Consider the following 1,595-nt stretch of genomic DNA (forward strand, 5'->3'; position numbering starts at 1 on the left):
CACGGGCTGACCCCCTAAGATTGGACAATTAGTCCTTCTTGCTCACGATTTTAGCGAATTTCAATTCAGGGCGGCGGCCTTGACTGCCACCCCGCACGTGGTTAATCAATACCACCGACGGGGCGGCTCCGGGGAACATGCTATGGACAGAGGCAAGCCCCGTCGGCTATCCATTGTACCACGTGCGGGGTCCCCGGCCGTCAAGGCTACCCGGCGGCGCCGCCCGGAAAACCCTCAAGGGCTCACCAAGGAACATGCCTTTTTAAAGCCTTACGGGCTTCAGGTGCATTTGATTTCTCATCAAAAGCTGATAACATTCCGCCGGTGCCAGGTAGTGGGTAGCAGAATGAATACGGACGTTGTTATAATGCCGGATGAAACCGGTCACTGTCTCGTAAGCTTCTGCGTAACTGGAAAATTCGTGCCTGGAAAGGCATTCTTCCTCTAAAATCGAATGAAAGGACTCGATATGGGCATTTAAATTGGGCGTCTTAAAGGGTATTCTTTCGTGCTCCATGTTCAGTTCCCGGCACGTCATATCAAAGAGGTTGCTGATGAACTGCGGTCCGTTATCAGACCTGATTACAGGCTTCTCTGTCGCCGTAAACAACTGCCGTTTAAAAAGTGCCCTTTTAAGGGTAGCCACGGCATCTTTAGCTTCGCAGCACAGCCCAATATGGTAGTCCACAATGCAGCGGTCATAAACGTCAATGATGGGCATTATGAAGAAAAAGCGGTCTTCACCGGCAATATAACCGTATTTAATGTCCACCTCCCATAGCTGGTTAGAAGCAGTTACCAACCGGTTCCGGGTCAGTTTTCGTGGGTAATGTCTGTTAATTTTCCTTTGAGGGCGCAGGATTGCCAATTCCTTACACAGACGATAAACCTTTTTCTTATTGATTATCAGGTTAAACTTATTGCGCAAACAATAGCCCAACTTCAAGTAACCGTAGGCATATCCTTCACCGGCGATCAGCTCACAAATCCATTCTTTAACCTGTTCGTTGCTGACAATGGCACCGTATTTCGTTAGGGTGTAGTGAGATTTAGGACGACCACCGGTATGAATACGATTTTTAGGTTTTGGTCTTTTGTGCATTTTGTGGTAATACGTGGAACGGCTAATCCCAATAATTCTTAGTACAAGAGATATTTTGTAACCTAAAGATATCCATTTTCTAGCAATATCTATTTTATCATCAAGTGTGGGTTTGTTTTTTTTAGCAGGTCACGGAGAATGGCAAGTTCCAGGTCTTTTTCTCCGAGGAGTTTTTTGAGCTTTTCATTCTCCTGTTTAACTGCTTTATGTTCTTTGGGGGAACATGATATCCTTAGCGTCTCCCCCTTTTCCTGGCCTGTCGGGTGAAGGGTTCCATGCTTCTTGTAGGTCCTTACCCAACGGCTGATGAGGGATGGAGCAACATCATACCTGCGGCCAACAATAGAAGCGTTACCTGTTTCCATGGCCTCCTTAACAATTTGCATTTTTTGCTCTGGTGAGTACTTTTTTCTAGTCATTCAGGACTACCCCCCTACTGCATAATGTAACAGATTTAAGTCAAACTGTCCAATACAGTTAGGGGGCTTGAGTG

2 protein-coding genes are annotated in these 1,595 nt (G+C 46.5%); both read right to left on the reverse strand.

Going from position 1 to position 1,595, the window contains the following annotated elements; translation table 11 throughout:
- Nucleotides 1–262: 262 nt before the first annotated feature.
- The gene (locus tag GFC01_RS17715; protein WP_341474087.1) at nt 263–1,195 is read right to left on the reverse strand and encodes an IS3 family transposase; all 933 of its coding nucleotides are present in this window, start codon (nt 1,193–1,195) and stop codon (nt 263–265) included.
- Nucleotides 1,192–1,521 carry a transposase gene (locus tag GFC01_RS17720; protein ID WP_152948471.1) on the reverse strand — a complete coding sequence of 110 codons (330 nt, stop codon included), beginning with the start codon at nt 1,519–1,521 and terminating at the stop codon, nt 1,192–1,194. Before GFC01_RS17720 ends, GFC01_RS17715 begins: the two co-directional genes overlap by 4 nt.
- Between the last annotated feature and the right edge of the window lie 74 nt (nt 1,522–1,595).

Source organism: Desulfofundulus thermobenzoicus (assembly GCF_009428905.1).
Lineage (GTDB): Bacteria > Bacillota > Desulfotomaculia > Desulfotomaculales > Desulfovirgulaceae > Desulfofundulus_A > Desulfofundulus_A thermobenzoicus.

Coding starts and splice junctions, on each gene's coding strand:
- GFC01_RS17720 (WP_152948471.1), bottom strand. CDS start 1,521: ATGACTAGAAAAAAGTACTCACCAGAGCAAAAAATGCAAATTGTTAAG.